At 66.9% G+C, this 14,416-nt stretch carries 14 protein-coding genes; 6 read left to right on the top strand and 8 right to left on the bottom strand.

Annotated elements, in window-relative coordinates; translation table 11 throughout:
- The first annotated feature begins 48 nt into the window (after window positions 1–48).
- Entirely contained in the window at window positions 49–729 is a 681-nt protein-coding gene (locus ABSF49_RS01000) for a TIGR02453 family protein (RefSeq protein WP_424110765.1), read from the top strand.
- A 281-nt stretch (window positions 730–1,010) separates the two neighbouring features.
- Window positions 1,011–1,874: a methylated-DNA--[protein]-cysteine S-methyltransferase gene (locus tag ABSF49_RS00995; protein ID WP_424110764.1), complete on the top strand. Its 864-nt coding sequence runs from the start codon at window positions 1,011–1,013 to the stop codon at window positions 1,872–1,874.
- Between the two features lie 257 nt (window positions 1,875–2,131).
- On the opposite strand, the gene ABSF49_RS00990 is transcribed toward ABSF49_RS00995, so the two are convergent.
- On the bottom strand, window positions 2,132–2,341 hold the full coding sequence (locus ABSF49_RS00990) for a cold-shock protein (protein WP_424110763.1): 210 nt from the start codon (window positions 2,339–2,341) through the stop codon (window positions 2,132–2,134).
- Window positions 2,342–2,655: 314 nt separating this feature from the next.
- On the opposite strand from ABSF49_RS00990, the gene ABSF49_RS00985 reads away from it, so the two are divergent.
- Window positions 2,656–2,853 carry a hypothetical protein gene (locus ABSF49_RS00985; RefSeq protein ID WP_424110762.1) on the top strand — a complete coding sequence of 66 codons (198 nt, stop codon included), beginning with the start codon at window positions 2,656–2,658 and terminating at the stop codon, window positions 2,851–2,853.
- A 26-nt stretch (window positions 2,854–2,879) separates the two neighbouring features.
- Complete coding sequence (locus ABSF49_RS00980) at window positions 2,880–4,184, top strand: MFS transporter (RefSeq protein WP_424110761.1); 1,305 nt, start codon at window positions 2,880–2,882, stop codon at window positions 4,182–4,184.
- Between the two features lie 21 nt (window positions 4,185–4,205).
- Here ABSF49_RS00980 and ABSF49_RS00975 read toward each other — a convergent pair whose 3' ends face one another.
- Entirely contained in the window at window positions 4,206–4,907 is a 702-nt protein-coding gene (locus ABSF49_RS00975; protein ID WP_424110760.1) for a helix-turn-helix transcriptional regulator, read from the bottom strand.
- A 91-nt stretch (window positions 4,908–4,998) separates the two neighbouring features.
- Between ABSF49_RS00975 and ABSF49_RS00970 the strand changes: the two genes are divergently transcribed.
- Entirely contained in the window at window positions 4,999–5,403 is a 405-nt protein-coding gene (locus ABSF49_RS00970; protein WP_424110759.1) for a VOC family protein, read from the top strand.
- Window positions 5,404–5,484: 81 nt separating this feature from the next.
- On the opposite strand, the gene otsA is transcribed toward ABSF49_RS00970, so the two are convergent.
- From otsA to otsB, 3 genes are read right to left on the bottom strand one after another with little or no spacing between them, the layout of a single operon-like run.
- Window positions 5,485–6,909: an alpha,alpha-trehalose-phosphate synthase (UDP-forming) gene (gene otsA, locus ABSF49_RS00965; protein ID WP_424110758.1), complete on the bottom strand. Its 1,425-nt coding sequence runs from the start codon at window positions 6,907–6,909 to the stop codon at window positions 5,485–5,487.
- Window positions 6,894–8,669 (bottom strand): glycoside hydrolase family 15 protein, encoded by a 1,776-nt coding sequence (locus ABSF49_RS00960; RefSeq protein WP_424110757.1) that lies wholly within the window; start codon window positions 8,667–8,669, stop codon window positions 6,894–6,896. Before ABSF49_RS00960 ends, otsA begins: the two co-directional genes overlap by 16 nt.
- A 26-nt stretch (window positions 8,670–8,695) precedes the next feature.
- Entirely contained in the window at window positions 8,696–9,469 is a 774-nt protein-coding gene (otsB, locus tag ABSF49_RS00955; protein WP_424110756.1) for a trehalose-phosphatase, read from the bottom strand.
- 177 nt (window positions 9,470–9,646) lie between these two features.
- Between otsB and fumC the strand changes: the two genes are divergently transcribed.
- Entirely contained in the window at window positions 9,647–11,044 is a 1,398-nt protein-coding gene (fumC, locus tag ABSF49_RS00950) for a class II fumarate hydratase (RefSeq protein WP_424110755.1), read from the top strand.
- Between the two features lie 49 nt (window positions 11,045–11,093).
- Here the strand turns inward: fumC and ABSF49_RS00945 are convergent, their stop codons facing one another.
- From ABSF49_RS00945 to ABSF49_RS00935, 3 genes are all read right to left on the bottom strand, one after another.
- Window positions 11,094–12,272 (bottom strand): Gfo/Idh/MocA family protein, encoded by a 1,179-nt coding sequence (locus ABSF49_RS00945; RefSeq protein ID WP_424110754.1) that lies wholly within the window; start codon window positions 12,270–12,272, stop codon window positions 11,094–11,096.
- 13 nt (window positions 12,273–12,285) lie between these two features.
- Entirely contained in the window at window positions 12,286–13,344 is a 1,059-nt protein-coding gene (locus ABSF49_RS00940) for a sugar phosphate isomerase/epimerase family protein (RefSeq protein ID WP_424110753.1), read from the bottom strand.
- 88 nt (window positions 13,345–13,432) lie between these two features.
- Window positions 13,433–14,371 carry a substrate-binding domain-containing protein gene (locus ABSF49_RS00935; RefSeq protein WP_424110752.1) on the bottom strand — a complete coding sequence of 313 codons (939 nt, stop codon included), beginning with the start codon at window positions 14,369–14,371 and terminating at the stop codon, window positions 13,433–13,435.
- Window positions 14,372–14,416 lie beyond the last annotated feature (45 nt).

The raw sequence follows: 14,416 nt of genomic DNA, 5'->3' as shown, positions 1-14,416 counted from the left end.
CGGGCCTAGAAGAGCGACGCTTTCGCGGTCTTCGTCAGGAATCGCGCCATGCCTTTTTCCGGCTTCGGCCCCCAGGCCGTCCCCTTCTTCAAGGCGCTCGCCTTCCACCAGACCAAGGACTGGTTCGAGGCCAACCGCGCAATCTACGAGGGCGAGATCAAGGGGCCGCTCGGCGACCTGGTCGAAGAACTCGCGGCGCGCTTCGCCAAGGCGAAAACGCCGCTCAAGGGCGACCGCAAGGCGTCGCTCTTCCGCATCAACCGCGACGTGCGCTTCGCCAAGGACAAGAACCCGTACAAGACCAACGCCGGCGCGGTGCTGTCTCGGACGGGCGCGAAAAACGACCCCGGCATGCTCTACGTCCACGTGTCCGCCGAGGGCTGCTTCGCCGCCGCCGGCTTCTGGCAGCCCGAGCCGGAAGCCCTGGCGCGGCTGCGCGCGGCGATCGTGCGCGCGCCAAAGGCGTGGAAGACGATGGTCGCCAAGCTCGCCGACGGCGGCCTCGCGCTCGAAGACGAACACGCGTTGAAGCGCGCGCCGCGCGGCTACGAGGCGATCGACGACGAGGAGATCGCCGCCGCGGTCCGCAACGCGTCGTTCATCTGCTCGCGCGACATCGCCGACGCGCGGCTCGCCAAGCCCGCCCTGGTCGACGACATCGTCGCCTTCGCTCATGACGCTATGCCGCTGCTGAAATGGGGCTGGAGCGCGGTCGTCGATGCGCGCTAGACGGCTAACTAAAGTAGTCGTTTTCGGGTGGCGCTGCGCATCCGGCTCGACGATGATGTCGGCAGGAGCGCGTTGCAGTTAGGCGAAAACAGCGCAGCTGCGTCCCTTCTCCCCGCTTGCGGGGAGAAGGATAGGATGAGGGGCCGGGCGATTGGCTGCAACGCGGCGGCTAATCACCAAGCCCCTCACCCTCGCCCTTTCCCCGCAAGCGGGGAGAGGGGATTGTGGCGCAGCAGTTCGAACCGAGTGCAACGCGCTCTGGACTTCATGGATGCGGACCAATGCTCGATTTTCCCGCCTTCCCCGTCGCGCCCGGCGCCGATTACGCCGTCGTGCGCAAGGCGATCGAATTCATCTCGACCCGCTGGCGCGACCAGCCGTCGATCGAGGCGATCGCCGACCACGTCGGCCTCTCCGCGTCGCACTTCCAGCACGTCTTCAAGCGCTGGGCGGGACTGACGCCGAAGGCCTTCCTGCAAGCGCTGACGATCGAGCGGGCGCGCGAACTGCTGCGCGATTCGGCGAGCGTGCTCGACGCCGCCTACGACGTCGGCCTGTCGGGGCCGAGCCGGCTGCACGACCTGTTCGTCACCCATGAGGCGCTGACGCCGGGCGACTATCGCCGCGACGACCTCGAACTCGCCTACGGCTTTCACCCCTCGCCGTTCGGCGAAGCGATCGTCGTCGCCGCGCCGCGCGGCCTCGCCGGTCTCGGCTTCGTCGACGACGGGGACCGCGCCGCGGCGCTCGCCGATATGCGAAAGCGTTGGCCGCGCGCCCGCTTGGTCGAGGACGAGGCTGCGACGGCGCCGCTCGCCGCCCGCGCCTTCGATTCGGCGCAATGGCGGCCCGACGCGCCGCTGCGAATTGTCATGATCGGCACCGATTTCGAGGTGCGGGTGTGGGAAACGCTGCTCGCCGTGCCGATGGGTCGCGCGACGACCTATTCCGATATCGCCCGCCATCTCGGCAAGCCCAACGCGGCGCGCGCGGTCGGGGCGGCGGTCGGACGCAACCCGATCTCGTTCGTCGTCCCCTGTCATCGCGTTCTCGGGCGCTCTGGCGCGCTGACCGGCTACCACTGGGGCCTGGCGCGCAAGCAGGCGATCATCGGTTGGGAAGCCGGCCGCACCCAGGCGGGCTAAAGCTTGATGCATTCAAGTCGAATCGCCTCGGTCGTCATCGCGAGCAAAGCGAAGCGATCCAGACTTGGGGATTGCGGCAGCGGCTCAGTCCGGATCGCGTCGCTGTCGCTCGCGATGACGACCGGAACCGTTTCAATCTAAAGACAACTTGCTCGAAGCTGCCGCAAAAAGAAACGGCCCGCGCCGGTCTCCCGAGCGCGGGCCGATGGCCTCGACCCCGGCCGGGCGTTCCCGGCCGAGGCGAAAGATTGTGAGCCTTACAGCGGCTTCAGATTGTCGGCCGACGACTTGCCGGTGCGGCGATCGGCGACGACCTCGTAGGCGACCTTCTGGCCCTCGTTGAGATCGACGAGACCGGCGCGCTGCACCGCGCTGATGTGGACGAAGACGTCCTTGCTGCCGTCGTCCGGCTGGATGAAGCCGTAGCCTTTTTGGCCGTTGAACCACTTCACGGTTCCCTGCGCCATGTGAATTTCCTTCCTTACGGATCCAAATTGAAGCCGCGTGTCGCGGCCGGCGAGATTCGAGTTTGGGAGAAGGTCGTCAGTCTGACGCGGGAGCGCGCCGAGGCCAAGTCGTTCGGCCGAAGCCCGATCGCAGCCATTTATTCGATCGCGCGTCATCGCGCAAGATCGGCGAAAGGCGGCAAGCGTTATCGGCCCCAGCCGGAGAATTGTCACGCCGGGCCAAAGGCGCGATTATGACGCTGACGAACGGCCGATTCCCATGCGCCCCCCTTCGAGAAGGGGCCAGGCGTCGGTCGCCTTCGGGGGGTAGGCCAATGAAATGGATATTGCCGCTGGCGCTCATCGTCGGCGTAAACTTTGGCCTGTTGCTGTGGGACGAAGCGCCGCTGATTTCGTCCGGGCAGACCGCCGACCAGTGGAACCGCAGCTGCAAATACTATTTCCCGTTCCGCATCATCGAACAAAAGTTGCCGCTGAGCCAAAGCTGCCCGCACTGGGCGAAGCCGGATTGAAATAGAAAAAGGGGCCGGGGAACGTCATGACGGGAGAGACGGGCGCCGCGACGGCGGCGATCGGGGCGCCGGGAGTCGGCGTCGGCCGCATCGTGCTGGCGAGCTTGATCGGCACGGCGATCGAATTTTATGATTTTTACATCTACGGCACCGCCGCGGCGCTGGTGATCGGCCAGACGTTCTTCCCGCAATCGGCGCCGCGGACCCAGGCGCTCAACGCCTTCCTCACCTTCGGCGTCGCCTTTGTGGCGCGGCCTGTCGGCGCGTTCCTGTTCGGCCATTTCGGCGACCGAATCGGCCGCAAGGCGACGCTGGTGGCGACGATGGTGGTCATGGGACTGTCGACGACGCTGATCGGCGTCCTGCCCGGCTATTCCACGGCCGGCGCGCTCGCGCCCTGGCTGCTGTGCCTGCTGCGCTTCGGCCAGGGTGTCGGGCTCGGCGGCGAATGGGGCGGCGCGGCGCTGCTGGCGACCGAGAACGCGCCGCGCGGCCAGCGCGCCTGGTTCGGCATGTTCCCGCAACTGGGGCCGCCGATCGGCTTCCTGATGGCCAACGGACTGTTCCTGCTACTGATTCTCGGTCTGGGCGAACAGAGCTTCGTCGCCTGGGCGTGGCGGGTTCCCTTCCTGCTCAGCGCCGCGCTGGTGGCGATCGGCCTCTATGTCCGCGTGACCGTCGCCGAGACGCCCGCCTTCCGCGCGCTGGTCGAAACGCGCCAGCGCGCTCAAGTTCCGCTCGTCGAAGCGATCCGCGATCACTGGCGACCGATGATCCAGGGTTCGCTGGCGATCGTCGTCTGCTATGCGCTGTTCTACGTCTCGACGGTGTTCGCGCTCGGCTACGGCGTGACGACGCTGCATATCGCGCGCACCGACTTCCTGGCGATGCTGTGCGTGGCGGCGCTGTTCATGGCGGCGGCGACGCCGGTCTCCGCTGCGCTCGCCGACCGCTTCGGCCGCCGGCCAGTGCTGCTCGTTGCGGCGATCGCCGCAGCGGCGGTCGGGCTCGCCATGCCGACCTTGCTCGGCGGCGGGACGATCGGCGTCCTGGCCTTCCTGTCGCTCGCGCTTGCCGCGATGGGCCTCACCTTCGCCCCGCTCGGCGCGCTGCTGCCGGAGCTGTTCCCCGCCCGCGTGCGCTACACCGGCGCCTCGAGCGCCTACAACCTCGGCGGCATTCTCGGCGCTTCGCTCGCCCCCGCCGTCGCGCAACTGCTGCTGGCGCGCGGCGGCGTCGCCTGGGTCGGCTATTACATCGTCGCGGCCGCGGCGGTGAGCTTCGCCAGCCTGCTCAGCCTCAGGGAGACGCGCGAAGCTGCGCAGGCGTGAATTTCGCGCCGGCCCGAGCCGCTATGGCAGGCGCACGCCGCGTTCTTTCTCGATTCTGCGTTTCCAACGCTTCATGAGGTCGCCGGGGCGAGCGCCATGGCGCTCGTCGAGAAATTCGGCGGCGACGATACGGTCGGTCCTGAAATGGCGGAAGTCCTGACGGAGCTCGCACCAGGCCGCCAGCAGACGCACGGTCTCGGCATAGCCGATGATCACCGGCCAGATGGTGCGCTGGCTGTCCTCGTCATGCTGATCGCGATAGCGGATCCGGATCTTGCGCCCGGCGCGGATCCAGGCGCGGGTCCGAGCCATGTCCAAGCCGTCGCGGGCCGGCGCATTGTTGGCCGGCGCGCCGATGGTGGGCTCGGCGATGTAGGGACGCAGGCGCTCCGGCACGGCGGCTTCGATCTTGGCGATCAGATCGCGCGCCGCGGTTGCGAGAACTGCATCCCCGCGCTCAGCCACCCATTGCGCGCCCAGCACCGCGGCTTCGATCTCGTCGGGCGCGAGCATCAGCGGCGGCATGTCGAAGTCGCGGGCCAGAACGTAGCCCGACCCCGCCTCGCCGCGGATCGGCGCCCTCTGCCCGATTAAATCGGCGACGTCGCGGTAGACCGACCGCTTCGACACTTCCAGTTCTTCGGCCAAGCTGGCGGCAGTGACCGGACGGGTCGTGCGCCGCAGGATCTGAATGATCTGAAACATTCGGTCGGCGCGGCGCATGGCCCGTCTCCATGCTGACAGAATGCTGTCAGCAGGCCCCGGCTACAAGCCGAATGCGCCCCAGCGGGCCACCTGAGAAAGGGAAGCGATCATGAATTTCGTCTCGGTGCGGATTATCACCAGCGACGTAAGCCGCCTGGTTGAATTCTACGAAGGCGTCACCGGCCTGCCGGCGACGCGCTACACGGAGGACTTCGCCGAGCTGGCGACGCCTGCCTGCACGTTGGCGATCGGCAGCGAGCGCACCGTGGCGCTGTTCGGGGCCGGGTCCGCGCGTCCCGCCGACAATCATAGCTGCATCATCGAGTTCCGCGTCGACGACGTCGACCAGGAATACGAAAGACTCGAAGACGTCGTCCGCGCCTTTGTCCAGAAGCCGACGACCACGCCATGGGGAAATCGCTCGTTGCTGCTTCGCGACCCCGACGGAAATCTGGTCAATTTCTTCACGCCGGTCAGCGCGGAAGCGATCAAGAAATTCGCCGCTCGGGCGTAATGGGTTCGAGGCGTCAGGGCTGAGTCTCGACCGCTTCGCTGTCGTTCGCGATGACGATTCTTCTGCCCCTCGCTTTCGGCGCTACGCCGACGCGCCGAACATCGCCCTCAGGCCCTCGATCAGGCTCGGCCGCTGCCGCGTCTCGCCGAGCGCGGTGAGGAAGCTGTCGGACCATTGATCGACGGTGTGATCGCGCAGGCGCGCCAGCATCGGCCCGTGCCGGTCGCGCCGCTCGATCAGCGGCATCTCCAGCGCCTGCTTGATCGCCGCGGCGACGCCCTCGACCTCGTGCGGATTGACGATCACCGCGCCGTCGAGCTCGGCCGCCGCGCCGGCGAATTGCGACAGGATCAGCGCGCCTGGATTCTCCGGGTCCTGGGCGGCGACGAACTCCTTGGCGACGAGATTCATGCCGTCGCGCAGCGGCGTCACCAGCGCGACGTCGGCGGCGCGATAGACGCCGGCGAGCGCGGTGCGCGAGTAGGAGCGGTTGACGTAGCGCACCGGCGTCCACGCCGCCTCGCCGAAGCGCCCGTTGATCTTGCTGATCAGCGTCGTCACTTCGTTCTCGATTTGCGCGTATTCGCGAATCTCGCCGCGGCTCTTCGGCGTCACCTGCAGGTAGGTGACGCGCGACCGCCATTCCGGATTGACCTCGAGAAAGCGATCGAAGGCGTTGAGGCGATGGATGATGCCCTTGGAATAGTCGAGCCGATCGACGCCCAGCATCAGCTTCTGGCCGTTGAGGCTTTCGACCATCTCGCGCACGAAGCGCGAGCGCACCGCATTGCGGGCGAGGCGGGCGTAGACGGCGGTTTCGATGCCGACCGGAAAGGCGCCGAGGCGGGTCGTCCGGCCGTCGAGCGTGAAGCTTGCGCTGCGCACCGGTTTCGCGCCCAGCGAGGTCAGGTAATGGGCGAAGTTGTCGCGATCGTTGTCGGTCTGGAAGCCGACCAGGTCGTAATGGACGAGGCTGCCGAGGATCTCCTCGTGGTTGGGCATCGTCGCCAGGATGTCGGGCGGCGCGCAGGGAATGTGGAGGAAGAAGCCGATCGGGTTGACGCGGCCGCGCGCCCTGAGTTCGCGGGCGAGCGGCATCAGATGATAGTCGTGCACCCAGACGACGTCGTCTTCCTCGATGATTGCGTCGAGCTGGTCGGCGAACAAGCTGTTGACGCGCATGTAGCCGCTTTGGTCGGCGCGTGAATATTCCTGCAAGTCGACCCGGTAGTGTAGGATCGGCCACAGCACCCGGTTGGCGAAGCCGTTGTAATATTCCTGGTAGTCGGCCTCGGAGAGGTCGATGACGGCGTAGTCGACCCGGCCGCGTTTGAGGCGGCGCGGCGCCGTCGCTTCTTGGTCGCTGATGTCGCCGCTCCAGCCGAACCAGACGCCGACGCGATCGCGCAGCGCGGCCTTGACCGCGACCGCCAACCCGCCCGCCAGGTGCTGCCGCGTGTCGGGAATAGCGACTCGATTCGAGACGATGATCAGGCGCGTAGCCATGCGTCCTCCCAACTCGACGACAGACGCGTCGCCGTATTGATTATGCCGGCCATTGAGTAAGCCTGAGGAAAATTGCCCCACAGCTCGCCAGTCTCGGGATGGATGTCTTCCGACAGCAGCCCGAAATGGTTGCGGCGCGCCAGCACGCTCTCGAACATCGCGCGCGCCTCGTCGCGTCGGCCGATCTGCGCCAGCGCATCGATGTACCAGAAGTTGCAGGCGAGAAACGCCGTCTCGGGAGCGCCGAAATCGTCGGCGACGGCGTAGCGCATGATGCGGCCGTTGCGCATGAGCTCGCGCCCGATCGTCTCGACCGTGCTGCGGAACCGCGGGTCCTCAGGCGCCAGCAGGCCGAGTTCGGCGAACAACAGCACGCTGGCGTCGAGATCGGGCGAGCCGATCGCGGCGGTCAGCGCGCCGCGTTTTTCGTTCCACGCGCCGACAAGCAATCGTTCGCGGATGATTTCGGCGCGCGACGCCCAGAACCGCTGGCGTTCGGCGAGACCAAGGACATGCGCGATGCGCGCGAGCCGGTCGCACGCGGCCCAGCACAAAGCGGCGGAATAGGTGTGGACCCGCGTGCTGCCGCGATATTCCCAGATGCCGGCGTCTGGCTCGAACGCGACCTTCCACGCCTTCTCGCCGAGCGTCTCGAGTTCGGCGAACAGCGTGTCGTCGCCCATGTGGGTCAGCCGCTCGTCGACGAACATCTGCGCCGCGCCGAGCACGACGCTGCCGTAAGAATCGTGTTGGACCTGTTCCGCCGCCTGATTGCCGATGCGCACCGGCCCGTAGCCGAGATAGCCCTTCAGCGCCGGCGTGGTCCTCTCGTCGAGGTTGGTGAACGGCACGATGCCTTGCACCGGCCGCAGCGTGCCCGTTTCGTGCGTGGCGATGGTGGTGAAATAATGGATGTAGGATTCCATCATATGCGTGGCGCCGAGGCGGTTGAGCGCCTGAACGACGAAGAAGGCGTCGCGCAGCCAGCAATAGCGGTAGTCCCAATTGCGCGACGTCCCCGGCGCCTCCGGAATCGACGTCGTGTGGGCGGCGACGATGCCGCCGGTGTCCTCGTAGGCGCACAGCCTGAGCGTGATCGCCGCGCGCACCACCGCCGACTGCCATTCGAACGGGACGTTGAGACGGCGCGTCCACTCGCGCCAATGGTCGCAGGTGCGGTCGAGGAATTCACGGCAAGTGTCGTCGATGGCGTCACGAACCGGATCATCCTGACCGAAGATGAGATTGATCGTCCGATGCAGCGGAAAACCGGTTTCGGCGACGATGTAGGAGATCGGCGCGTCGGTCGTCAGTCGCACGACGGCGCCGCCGCTGATGTAGCGGATGTGATGCGAGCCGGCGCTGATCTCGCCGACGCGTTCGCCGTAGTTACAGGTCGGCCGCACCTTGACCGTGATTCGCGGCAGGCCGGCGATCGGCTCGATGCGCCGCACGATCTGCGGCGCGCGGTAGGTGCGGCCGTAAAGATCGAAGAGCGGCGCGAAATCGACGACGCGCACCTGCCCGCCGCGCACGTCGACGAGAATCGTCTCGACGACGGCGGTGTTGCGCAAGTACTGCGTCTTGACCTCGACAAGGTCGGCGAGCGCCACTTCGCAGAACCCCTTCTCTTCGTCTCCCGCCAGCAGGCGGGAGAACACCGGATCGGAATCGAAGCGCGGAAAACACCACCAGATGATGCGCCCGCGCCGGTCAACGAGAGCGGCGGTCTGGCAATTGCCGATCAGCGCAAAATCCATGCCTGCGCTGGGCTCGGTCGCGACGCTCACGTAGCGGCCGGCTGGGCGGCGAGCCGCTCCAGCCATAGCCGCACCGTCGCCGGATCGGCGAACACATGGTCGACTTGCGGTCGCGCCGCGCCGACCGCGAAAGCGAGGCCGCGGCGATCGGCGACCGAGCGGAAGCCGAATTCGTCGCTGGCGTCGTCGCCGATGAACATCGGCCGGCGTCCGACGAAAGGCGGGCGCTCGAGGAACCGGCGCACCGCCGCGCCCTTGTTGACGCCGCTCGACTTGATCTCGTAGGCGCAGAGCGCATCGGTCAATTCGAGATCGCCCGTCGCGCAGCGCTCGAGCAAGCTCAGCAGCGCCGCGCGCAGCGGCGCGGCCGCTTTCGGCGCGGCGCGATAATGCGCGGTGAAGGAATAGCGCTTGTTCTCGGCCAGCGCGCCGGGGAAGGCGAGCGTCGTGGCGGCGAATGCGCGCCACAGGCTGTCGGGCAGCGGCGCTGCGCCGTCCGATTCGACCGCGGCTTCGTTCGGCGCAAAGCGAATTTCGGCGCCGTGCACGCCGGCGGCGCGCGTACGCAATGGAAGGAACAGCCGATCGAGATCGGCGAGTGTGCGGCCGGTGACGATCGCCAGCGCGCCGCCGAGCGATTGTTCGAGCCGGGCGATCGTCGCGACGAGTCCGTCGGGCACCACGACCCGCTCGGGCGTTGCGGCGATGTCGAGCAACGTCCCGTCGACGTCGAGGAACAGCGCCGTGCGCTGGAAATCCAAATCGTCGGCGGCCATTTTCGGAAAGTGCGAATTCATCATTGCGCCCTTTCTTTGGCGCGGCCCATGGTGCCTGCCAATGTGGCGATTGTCTGGCGGACGCCTGGCGGCGCGGTTCGCCGCAGCGGCGTATGACGCACTTGCGCGCCTCGGTCTCGTCGTCGCCCGGCGTCGCAGCGCTTCATATATAGTGACGGCGGCGCAGCCGGGAGACGAAATATGACGAAATCGTCAGCGACGCGACGCGAAACCGACAGTTTCGGCGCGATCGACGTGCCGGCCGAACGGCTGTGGGGCGCGCAAACGCAACGGTCGCTGGAGAACTTTCCGATCGGCGACGAGCGCATGCCGGGCGCCGTCATCTACGCGCTCGGCCTGGTCAAACAAGCGGCGGCGTTAACCAACGAAGAGCTCGGGCTGCTGCCGCCGCCGCTCGCGCAGGCGATCGCCGCCGCGGCGGCGGACGTCGCGGCGGGCCAGCACGACGACGAATTCCCGCTCAAGGTCTGGCAGACCGGCTCCGGCACCCAGACCAACATGAATGTGAACGAGGTGATCGCCAACCTCGCCAACGAACGGCTCGGCGGACGTCGCGGCGACAAGTCGCCGGTCCATCCCAACGACCACGTCAATCTTGGACAGTCTTCGAACGATTCGTTTCCGAGCGCGATGCATATCGCCGCCACGCTGGCGATTCATCGCCGCCTGCTGCCGGCGCTCGCCCGCCTCGGCGACGCGCTGACGGCCAAGAGCGCCGCCTTCGCCGAATTGGTCAAGATCGGCCGCACCCATCTGCAGGATGCGACGCCGATCACGCTCGGCCAGGAATTCTCCGGCTGGGCGGCGCAGGTCGAGCTCGGCGGCGCGCGGGTCGCAGCGACGCTGCCGGGTCTCTACGCCTTGGCGCAGGGCGCGACGGCGGTCGGCACCGGCTTGAACGCCGATCCGCGTTTCGCCGAAGCGTTCGCGCGCCGGATCGCGGCGCTGACCGGCCTGCCGTTCGTCTCCGCCGCCAACAAGTTCGAGGCGATCGCCGCGCACGACGCGCTGGTCTTCACCCACGGCGCGCTGTCGAGCCTCGCCGCGGCGCTCTACAAGATCGCCTGCGACATCCGCCTGCTCGGCTCCGGCCCGCGCAGCGGCTTCGCCGAGCTGCGGCTGCCGGAGAACGAGCCCGGCTCGTCGATCATGCCCGGCAAGGTCAATCCGACCCAGATCGAGGCCTTGTGCATGGTCTGCGTGCAGGCGATCGGCAACGGAACGATCGTCGCCTTCGCCGACAGCCAGGGCCATCTCGAGCTCAACGCGCTGAAGCCGCTGATCATCAACGCTTGCCTGCAATCGATCGGCCTCGTCGCCGACGCCGTCGACAGTTTCGTCACGCGCTGCGTCGTCGGCATCGAGCCCGACCGCGCGCGGATCGACGAGCTCATGCGCCGTTCGCTGATGCTGGCGACGGCGCTGACGCCGGCGATCGGCTACGATCGCGCCGCGGCGATCGCCAAGGCCGCGCATCACAACGGCGCGACCCTGCGCGAGGAGGCGCTGAAGGCCGGCCTCGACGCAGCGACCTTCGACCGGCTTGTCCGCCCGGAGGCGATGGTCGGCCGCAAATAGAGCGCGGCCGACTCGGGTTCAGTGGCGCTCGCTCTTCGCCCGCGTCCGCTTACGCCTCTGGCTTCACCCAAGCGCCGTTGGCTTTCGACGATCTCACCGCCGCCTCGACGAAGGCGACGCCTTTGACGCCGTCGACGATGGTCGGGAAGTCGCACTCGGCCGGCGGCTTCTTGCCCTCGCGCGCCGCTTTGATCGCCAGCGCGACTTCGGAATAGATGTTGGCGAAGCCTTCGAGGTAGCCTTCCGGATGGCCGCCGGGCGTGCGGGTGACGCGCGCCGCCGCGGCGCCCGAGCCGGGGCCGGCGCGGGTGATGATGCGCGTCGCCTCGCCGAGCGGCGACCAGCGCAACACGTTGGGATTTTCCTGCGCCCAATGGAGACCGCCCTTGCTCCCGTAGACGCGCAGCCTCAGGCCGTTCTCGTTGCCGGGCGCGACCTGGCTCGCCCACAGCGCGCCGCGCGCGCCATTGGCGTAGCGCAACAGCACCTGCGAATTGTCGTCGAGCTTGCGGCCGGAGACGAAGGTGGCAAGATCGGCGCAGAGTTCGGCGACGTCGAGGCCGGTCACATAGTCGGCGAGGTTGAAGGCGTGCGTGCCGATGTCGCCGAGCGCGCCGCCGCCGCCGGCGCGCGCCGGATCGACGCGCCACTCGGCCTGCTTGTTGCCGGTCGTCTCCGTCGGGCCGGAGAGCCAGTCCTGCGGGTATTCGACCTGCGCCAGCCGGAGATCGCCGAGATCGCCGGCGCGAATCATCTGCCGCATGCAGCGGACCAGCGGATAGCCGGTGTAGTTGTGGGTGAGGGCGAAGATGCGTCCCGACGCCGCGACCGCCGCCTGCATGCGCTTGGCCTCGGCGAGCGAGACGGTGAGCGGCTTGTCGCAGATGACGTGGATGCCCGCCTTGAGCAGAGCATAGGCGGCTGGCGCGTGGACGTGGTTGGGCGTCACGATCGCCGCCGCTTCGATGCCGTCCGGGCGGGCCGCCTCGACCTTGGCCATGGCCTCGAAGCTGTCGTAGACGCGATCCGGCGCAAGACCCAGCGCCTGACCGGAACGACGCGCTTTCTCCGGCGTCGACGACAAGGCGCCGGCGACCAGTTCGTATTGGTCGTCGATGCGCGCGGCGATGCGATGCACGGCGCCGATGAAGGCGCCTTCGCCGCCGCCCACCATGCCGAGCCGAATCCTTCCGCCCCGCTTAGCGTCGCTGCGTCCCTCGATCGTCATCGACCTGCCTCCTTCACTTCAGCCCAAGCGTGCGCCGAATCATCGACTGATCGATCGCCCCGCCGGCGAAATCGTCGAACGCCTTCTCGGTCACCCGGATGATGTGGCGCTTGATGAACTCGGCGCCCTCGCGCGCGCCGTCCTCGGGATGCTTGAGGCAGCACTCCCATTCGAGCACCGCCCACGACGAGAAGCCGTATTGCGCCATCTTGGAGAAGATCGCGCGGAAATCGACCTGCCCGTCGCCGAGCGAGCGGAACCGCCCGGCGCGCTCGACCCACGGCGCGTAACCGGAATAGACGCCCTGGCGGCCGGTCGGATTGAACTCGGCGTCCTTGACGTGAAACATCTTCACCCGCTCGTGATAGATGTCGAGGAAGGCGAGATAGTCGAGCTGTTGCAGCACGAAATGCGACGGGTCGTAGAGAATGTTGCAGCGCTTGTGGCCGCCGACCGCGTCGAGGAAACGCTCGAAGGTCGCGCCGTCGAAGAGGTCTTCGCCCGGATGGATTTCATAGGCGACGTCGCAGCCGGCGTCGTCGAAGGCGTCGAGGATCGGCCGCCAGCGACGGGCGAGTTCGGCGAATGCCGTCTCGATCAGCCCCGGCGCGCGCTGCGGCCACGGATAGACGAATGGCCAAGCGAGCGAGCCGGAGAAGGTGGCGTGCGCCTTCAGACCCAGCCGCTTCGACGCCTTGGCGCTGTTCATCATCTGTTCGACCGCCCATTTCTGCCGCGCGGCTGGGTTGCCGTGCACCTCAGCGGGCGCGAAGCCATCGAACGCTTCATCAAAGGCCGGGTTCACCGCAACGAGCTGGCCTTGCAGATGCGTGGCGAGTTCGGTGATAACGAGTCCGTGACTCGCCGCGATTCCATTGAGCTCATCGCAATAGGTCTGGGAAGAAGCGGCTTTGCCGAGATCGATCAGGCGTCCGTCCCAGGCGGGAATCTGCACGCCCTTGTAACCGAGCGAAGCCGCCCATTTGCAAATCGAATCGAATGAATTGAACGGCGCCGCATCACCGGCGAATTGCGCCAGGAAAATCGCCGGACCCTTCACCATGCCAGCCATGATCGTCCCCTGAAAAGAACTTCGCGCGCCAAGCGCCCTCAAGAAAAACCGGGGAGCGCGGACGCGCTCCCCGTCGTGCTTCAAACGTTCAGAACGGCGAATCCTTGTAGTAGAAGTTCTTCGCGTTGTCCTTGGTCACCAGCGTCGCGTCGAGGATGTAATTGCCGCGCACCGGCATTTTCTCCTCGAGGCCGAGCGCGGTGAGATCCATCGCCACCGCCACCATCGCCGGCGGATAGAGCACGTCGACCGGGATCATCGCATCGCCATCCATGACCTTCTTGATCATGTCCTTCATGCCGGCGCCGCCGATAACCAACTTGATGTCGGTGCGCTTGGCCTGTTTGATCGCCTCGAGGATGCCGACGACCATGTCGTCGTCCTGCGCCCACACGGCGTCGATCTTGGGATGCTTGACCAGGAAGTCTTGCATCACTTTGAAGGCGTCGTCCCGGCTCCAGTTGCCGTACTGGCTGTCGAGCACCTTGATGTCGGTGCCCTTGATGCCATCCATGAAGGCGTTGTAGCGCGCTTCATCGATCGGAATCGGCAGGCCGCGGATGATGACGATGTCGCCCTTGCCGCCCATCTTCTCCTTCATATAGACGGCCGCGTTGCGGCCGATGCCGGGATTGTCGCCGCCGACATACAGGTCGTAGATCGAGTGGTCGTTCGCGATACGGTCGACGACGGTGACGAAGGTCCCCTTGCTCTTGACCTTGCGGACCGGGTCGGTGAGGACGTTCGGGTCGTGCGGCAGGATGACCAGCGCATCCATGCCTTGCGTCGACAGATCCTCGAGCGCATTCGCCTGGGCGGCGGGATCAGGCGAGGTCTTCACGATGACTTTCAGCCCCGGATATTTCTTTTCCAGCGCCTTCGCCTCTTCCGTGGCGAAGTAGACGACGCCGCCGGTCCAGCCGTGATCCGCAGCGGGGATCGACACCGCCATCGTCATTTTGTCTTGCGCATAGGCCGCGCCCGCCATGAGGCCGAGAACGGCCACGCTCGCCAGAAATCGCTTCATGTTTCCACTCCCTATTGTGAGAGGCGACTTTGGCCGTCGCGCTCC

Origin of the sequence: Roseiarcus sp. (assembly GCF_049514155.1) — a bacterium.
Lineage (GTDB): Bacteria > Pseudomonadota > Alphaproteobacteria > Rhizobiales > Beijerinckiaceae > Roseiarcus.
The sequence above is the reverse complement of the archived record's forward strand: the minus strand, read 5'-3'. Positions and strand labels throughout refer to the sequence as shown.

What these genes read in the sequence shown, in the direction of transcription:
- ABSF49_RS00960 (WP_424110757.1), bottom strand. Translation starts at nt 8,669, where the DNA reads ATGGATTTTGCGCTGATCGGCAATTGCCAGACCGCCGCTCTCGTTGAC.
- ABSF49_RS00970 (WP_424110759.1), top strand. Translation starts at nt 4,999, where the DNA reads ATGAATTTCGTCTCGGTGCGGATTATCACCAGCGACGTAAGCCGCCTG.
- ABSF49_RS00935 (WP_424110752.1), bottom strand. Translation starts at nt 14,371, where the DNA reads ATGAAGCGATTTCTGGCGAGCGTGGCCGTTCTCGGCCTCATGGCGGGC.
- ABSF49_RS00990 (WP_424110763.1), bottom strand. Translation starts at nt 2,341, where the DNA reads ATGGCGCAGGGAACCGTGAAGTGGTTCAACGGCCAAAAAGGCTACGGC.
- ABSF49_RS00940 (WP_424110753.1), bottom strand. Translation starts at nt 13,344, where the DNA reads ATGGCTGGCATGGTGAAGGGTCCGGCGATTTTCCTGGCGCAATTCGCC.
- ABSF49_RS00975 (WP_424110760.1), bottom strand. Translation starts at nt 4,907, where the DNA reads ATGCGCCGCGCCGACCGAATGTTTCAGATCATTCAGATCCTGCGGCGC.
- ABSF49_RS00980 (WP_424110761.1), top strand. Translation starts at nt 2,880, where the DNA reads ATGACGGGAGAGACGGGCGCCGCGACGGCGGCGATCGGGGCGCCGGGA.
- otsA (WP_424110758.1), bottom strand. Translation starts at nt 6,909, where the DNA reads ATGGCTACGCGCCTGATCATCGTCTCGAATCGAGTCGCTATTCCCGAC.
- ABSF49_RS00995 (WP_424110764.1), top strand. Translation starts at nt 1,011, where the DNA reads ATGCTCGATTTTCCCGCCTTCCCCGTCGCGCCCGGCGCCGATTACGCC.
- ABSF49_RS00945 (WP_424110754.1), bottom strand. Translation starts at nt 12,272, where the DNA reads ATGACGATCGAGGGACGCAGCGACGCTAAGCGGGGCGGAAGGATTCGG.
- ABSF49_RS01000 (WP_424110765.1), top strand. Translation starts at nt 49, where the DNA reads ATGCCTTTTTCCGGCTTCGGCCCCCAGGCCGTCCCCTTCTTCAAGGCG.
- fumC (WP_424110755.1), top strand. Translation starts at nt 9,647, where the DNA reads ATGACGAAATCGTCAGCGACGCGACGCGAAACCGACAGTTTCGGCGCG.
- ABSF49_RS00985 (WP_424110762.1), top strand. Translation starts at nt 2,656, where the DNA reads ATGAAATGGATATTGCCGCTGGCGCTCATCGTCGGCGTAAACTTTGGC.
- otsB (WP_424110756.1), bottom strand. Translation starts at nt 9,469, where the DNA reads ATGATGAATTCGCACTTTCCGAAAATGGCCGCCGACGATTTGGATTTC.